At 62.0% G+C, this 5,310-nt stretch carries 4 protein-coding genes and 1 rRNA gene; all 5 read left to right on the plus strand.

Annotation, left to right across the window (positions count from 1 at the left end; all coding sequences use genetic code 11):
* Positions 1 to 138 precede the first annotated feature (138 nt).
* Positions 139 to 253: ribosomal RNA gene (gene rrf / locus DBR30_RS07930) — 5S ribosomal RNA — on the plus strand.
* Between the two features lie 182 nt (positions 254 to 435).
* Positions 436 to 942, plus strand: coding sequence for an NUDIX domain-containing protein (locus DBR30_RS07935; RefSeq protein WP_108542444.1), 507 nt, complete (start codon positions 436 to 438; stop codon positions 940 to 942).
* A gap of 132 nt (positions 943 to 1,074) precedes the next feature.
* Entirely contained in the window at positions 1,075 to 3,228 is a 2,154-nt protein-coding gene (locus DBR30_RS07940) for an AsmA family protein (RefSeq protein ID WP_108542443.1), read from the plus strand.
* Between the two features lie 129 nt (positions 3,229 to 3,357).
* Complete coding sequence (locus DBR30_RS07945; RefSeq protein WP_108542442.1) at positions 3,358 to 4,740, plus strand: ATP-binding protein; 1,383 nt, start codon at positions 3,358 to 3,360, stop codon at positions 4,738 to 4,740.
* A partial coding sequence (locus tag DBR30_RS07950) for a response regulator transcription factor (protein ID WP_258224340.1) occupies positions 4,737 to 5,310 on the plus strand: 574 nt, incomplete at its 3' end. The genes DBR30_RS07945 and DBR30_RS07950, both read left to right, overlap by 4 nt.

A 5,310-nucleotide genomic window follows, 5' to 3' on the forward strand; every position in this document is an offset into this window, starting at 1 on the left:
CCCGTGAGGCTTAACCATACAACACCCAAGAAGTGTTCTGGGCCTTGTAGCGAATGAACGAACTACTCAAATTCAGTGATAGTGACAAGCAAATAGGCAACCTCGTTACTCACGTCAGCTTTCTAGATTAAGAATTTGCCTGGCGGCCATAGCGCCGTGGAACCACCTGAACCCATGCCGAACTCAGAAGTGAAACGCGGTAGCGCCGATGGTAGTGTGGCATTCGCCATGCGAGAGTAGGACACTGCCAGGCACCCAATTAAAGAACCCCGCTCATCGAGCGGGGTTTTTTATTGCCTGAAAATCAGCAAATCGCCCGATAATTGCCCTGCTTTATTTCTCTCCCTTTGAATTCCTAGTCCTCCCCGTCTGTTTTACTCATAAAAAACGGTCGCAACAGCGTAAAATGGCGCTTTATCTGGTCGGAGATAGCCCATGTTTTGTCCAAAATGCGGCGGTCAAACCCTGCAGAGCGTCAGTCCCAAAGAGTTTCGCTGTGGCTGTGGCTTTCATTTTTTCCAGAATGTGGCGACTGCGGTAATGGTGGCGCTTTGCTGGCAGGATGAGGTGCTGGTTGCGGTGCGTGCCGGCAATCCGGGCAAGGGGTTGCTGGATCTGCCGGGCGGATTTGTCGATCCCGGCGAGTCGCAGGAGGGGGCGCTGGTGCGCGAGTTGCAGGAGGAGCTGGGGCTCGATGTCAGCGCTCATCCTTGCACCTATCTTGGCTCATTCCCCAATATCTATCCCTACGATGGCATCACCTATCACACCTGTGACACCTTTTTCGCCATCAGGCTGAGTGAAAAACCGGTCATCCAGCCGGCTGACGATGTGGCCGCCTGTCAGTGGCTGAAGATCAGCGATATCCCCTTGTCCTGCTTTGCTTTCGAATCGACGCGCACCGCGATGGCGCGGTTGCAGCAATCCTCTTTGCAAGCCTGATCCCTGCCGATGACGATGGGGATTGGCAGCGACTATCCCTGTCTCATCCTTGTCCGCTTTTGTCCCGCAGGCACCATTCGTCAAGCGGTGAGTGGTATAGTCAGCAGTGGATCCGGATTCAAGGAGCATATCGTGAAGAAGATAGTTCTCATCTTGCTCGGCATCGCCGTAGCGGCCTTGCTGGCCATAGTGACGCTGATAAGCCTTATCGACCCCAATCAATTCAAGCCCCAACTGGCTGAACAGGTGCGCAAGAGCACGGGCCGGGAACTGGTGATGGCGGGGGAGATTGACTGGCGTTTCTGGCCGAGTCTCGGCCTCTCGCTGGAGAAGGTGGCTCTGCGCAATCCGGCCGGTTTTGCCGAGCCGGATCTGGTTCGTTTCGAACAGGGCGAGGCCTCGGTTGCGCTGTTGCCGCTGTTCTCCCATCGTCTGGAGGTCGGCAAGGTGACCCTGAGTGGCGCCCATCTCTTTATCCAGACCAAGGCGGATGGCAGCTCCAATCTGAGCGGACTGATCAAAGATGCCACTGCTGATGCAAGCGAACCGGTCGTCCCCGCAACCCCTGCGCCAACCGCTGATAGCAAGCCCTGGCAGATCAGCTTGCAGGGTGTCGCGCTCTCCCAGGCCAGTGCGCTGGTACAGGATGATCGCAGCGGCACGTCGCTGCGACTGGATCGCCTCGATCTCGATATGGGGCAGCTGGCTACCGGTGAGTGGGTACCCGTGGCGCTGGCCGCCAAGGGGAGTGCCGACAAGCTCGCTTTCGACGTTAAAGGGCAGACCCAGATCAAGCTGGCGCAGGAGGTGATGGCCAGTGAACTGAAAGACTTGAGCCTCAGTGGCAGCCTGAGTGCTCCGTCCCTGCGACTCGACAGTTTCTCCATCAAGGGAGACCGATTGGCCTTTGGTGAGTGGAGCAACCTCACGTTGGCGCTGAAAGGAGCCAAGGTAGAGGGGCAGCAAGCTTTACTGGCTGGCTCGCTGGAAGGAACGCTCAAGGGACGGCTCGACAAGGAGATGAAGCTTGCCGAACTCTCCGATGTGCTGCTGACGGCAGCGCTGGAAGGTGATGCCCTGCCGCGCCCGCAGATGAAGCTGAAACTGGCCGGTTTTGCCCGTGTCGAGCTCGACAAGCAGTTGATTACCCTGAGCAAGCTGGTGATGAGTGCCGATGAGGCGCCGCTGAGTGGTGATGGAACCGTGCAGCTTGGTGCCACTCCGGCAATCACCTTTGATCTGCATGGGGAGAAGCTGGATCTCGACAAATGGCTCGCCAAATCGACACCGGCTCCGACCGCACAGCCGAAAGAGGGCAAACCGGCGGCCAATGCCGCAGCAAGTGGCAGTAAAGCGGTAACCGGCAAGAGCGAAACCCTTTCCGCGGTCGAACCGGATCTGGGCGCGCTCAAAGGGGTGGATCTGGATGGGCGGCTGCAACTCGGCAGCTTGCGTCTGAAAGGGCTGGATCTCGGCGCTGTCGATCTGCAGGTGGCTCTGGCCAAGGGACTGCTCACGCTCAAACAGTTCAGCGCGACCGTGGCTGGCGGTCAGGTAAACGCGAACGGGGTACTCGACGCACGCCAGCAACCCGCCACCTACAAGGTGCACAAGCAGGTGGCCGGAGTGAACATTCGTCCCTTGCTGCAAACTCTGGCCCAGAGCGATCTGCTGGAGGGCAAGGGCGATCTCGATGTTCAGGTGCAGGGCCGTGGTCTCTCTGCGCTGGCGCTGCGCAACGGGATGCAGGGCAAGGTTACCTTGAAACTGAGCGATGGCGCCCTGCACGGCATCAACCTGCCGGAGATGATCCGCGAGGCGCGGGCTACCCTCAGCGGCAAGGGGGCCGAGCAGGTGAAGGAGGCGCGCAAGACCGATTTCAGCGCCCTGACCGCCAGCTTCCAGATTGCCGATGGCATCGCCCGCAGCAACGACATCCAGCTCTTTGCCCCGGCCTTGCGGGTCAAAGGTGAGGGGCAGACGGCGCTGGTGCCACAGAGCCTCGACTTCCTGTTCCTCACCTCCATCGTCGAGAGCAGCAAGGGGCAGGGTGGCAAGGATGTGGATGAACTGAAAGAGATCACCATTCCGGTGCGGATCGGCGGCCACTGGCAGGCGCCCAGCTATCGGCTCGACGTGAAGGCACTGCTCAGCAACAACAAGCTGCTGGAGGATAAGGCCCGTAAGGAGGCCGAGCGCGGACTCAAGAAGCTGCTGGGTGACAAGGCTGACAACGAGGCCGTCAAAGGGGTGGCAGACCAGCTGCTCAAGGGGTTGTTCAATTGATGTCGCGAGATCGGCATAAGATCTGTTAGCGGTTGACCGGATGTCAGCGCCATTGAAAAATGGCGCTGACATTTTTTATGGCGCAGTGACCTGCTGCGCCTTGATCTGGAGTCATCTCGAGTTGAACCCATGCGCCTGATCCTGCTGCTCTGCTCCCTGATCTGCTACGGCATGGCTTCTCCCGTGCTGGCCGGGCCGCTGGCGGATCGTCTGGCTGGCGAGCTGGCCAAGCAGGCTCCCGAACAGGCGCTGCCTCTTGACGAGGTGCAGCGGCTCGACCGTCGCCTGATTGCTCCCGACGCCCTCTATCCCGCCTGGCAGCGTTATCCGCTGCGCCAGTTGCAGGCTATCTATCTCTATCAGCAGGAGTGCGGGACAGAGAATGACTTGCCCGCCGAGTGGCTGCCGCTGCTGCGGGCGCTTTGTGGCCAAGGGGCTACGCCCTCGGCCAGCTGGTTTGCCGCCCACCCCGTCTATCCGCTGGGGGGAAGTAGCGCCGCCCGCTGGCAGTCTGGCCATCCGGCGGCCGGGCTCGACGCTCTGCTTCATGTGCGGGAGCGGCGCGATCAGCTGGGGCAGCTTGGCGAGCTTGATGATGACAACCTCGACGCCCTGCTGCGGGGCGAGCGCTGGCTGCTGCAATCCGGCCAGCTCTGGCTGCTCGCAGATCAGCAGTGGCGTCGCTATGGTGCTGGGCAGTTGCAACCGCTGGCCGAGCGGCTCGGCGTGATGCTGGATAGCCGGGTCGATGGATCCTGTCAGGAGCGGGTTGGGGGGCTCTGCATCAACGAGCGCCCCACGCTCCATTGGCAGTGGCTGGCGCTGGCCAGCTCGTTTGGTTTCATCCTGCTGCTAGGGTGGGCCAGCTGGCAGCGCTGGCGCTTGTTGCGGGAGCGGCGCGTCGCGTTGCAGATGCTGACCCACGAGCTGCGCACACCCATCATGGCGCTCTCCGGCATCAGCGAGGAGCTGCGCCACGATTTCGACCGGCTGCCCCCTTCCGCCCAGCAGAGCGTGGGGCAGCTGCTGGGCAGCGTCGCCCGTCTGCATCAGCTGGCACAGGCGAGCCGCCACTATCTGGCAGCAGAGGCCCTCGAAGATGAGCGGGTGGCAGTCAGTCTGGCTGAGTGGCTCACCCTGGCCTGCGAGCGGCATGACGCCACCTTCTGCCTTGAGCGTGAGATGACTCTGGCGCTCCCCTTCTACTGGCTCGATCTCGCCCTCGACAACCTGCTGCGCAACGCCAGCCAGCATGGCCGCGCGCCGGTTCGCGTCTGTGCCAGCTGGCAGGCGGGGCGCTTGATCCTCGCGGTCAGCGATGGCGGCGAGCTGCCGGGTTATCGGCTCGCTACCCTGCTGCGTCGCGGAGCCCGTGCCGATGGTTTGGGGCTGGGCCTTGCCATCGTTCGCCATCTGTTGCGCCGCCTTGGCGGGCGCCTCGCCCTATCCGGCCCACCGACTACCTTCACCCTGACACTGCCCTGCCAACTCTGGAGCGACACCGAATCATGAAGACCATCTTGCTTGTCGAAGACGAGGCGCTGTTGGCGGAGAACCTGCAACGCTATCTGACCCGCGAGGGGTATCGCTGCCTCTGGTGCGACACCCTGACTGCGGCGGAGCAGCAGTGGCTGGCGGCAGATCTGGTGCTGCTGGATCGCACCATGCCGGAAGGGGATGCCCTCGACTGGCTGCCCCAGTGGCTGGCGCGCAAGGCGTTGCCGGTGATCGTGCTGACCGCCCGGGTGGAGGTGAGCGATCGGGTGGCTGGGCTCGATGCGGGGGCGCGCGACTACCTGACCAAGCCCTTCTCCCACGACGAGCTGCTGGCACGGATCCGTGCCCAGCTGCGTCAGCTGGGGGATGGCACTCAGGCAGTGGGTGGCTTGCAGCTCCATCCCGCCCGGTTGCAGGCGAGCTGGCAGAATGCGGAGGTGAGCTTCACCCCCACCGAGTTTGCCCTGCTCACCCTGCTGGTGCGAATGGCGGGGCGGGTGCTGAGCCGGGAGGAGATCCTCAACCGGGTATGGGGCTATCAGGCGTTTCCCTCCACCCGCACCGTCGATACCCATATTCTGCAAC

It is taken from the genome of Aeromonas sp. HMWF017, assembly GCF_003061465.1.
Lineage (GTDB): Bacteria > Pseudomonadota > Gammaproteobacteria > Enterobacterales > Aeromonadaceae > Aeromonas > Aeromonas veronii.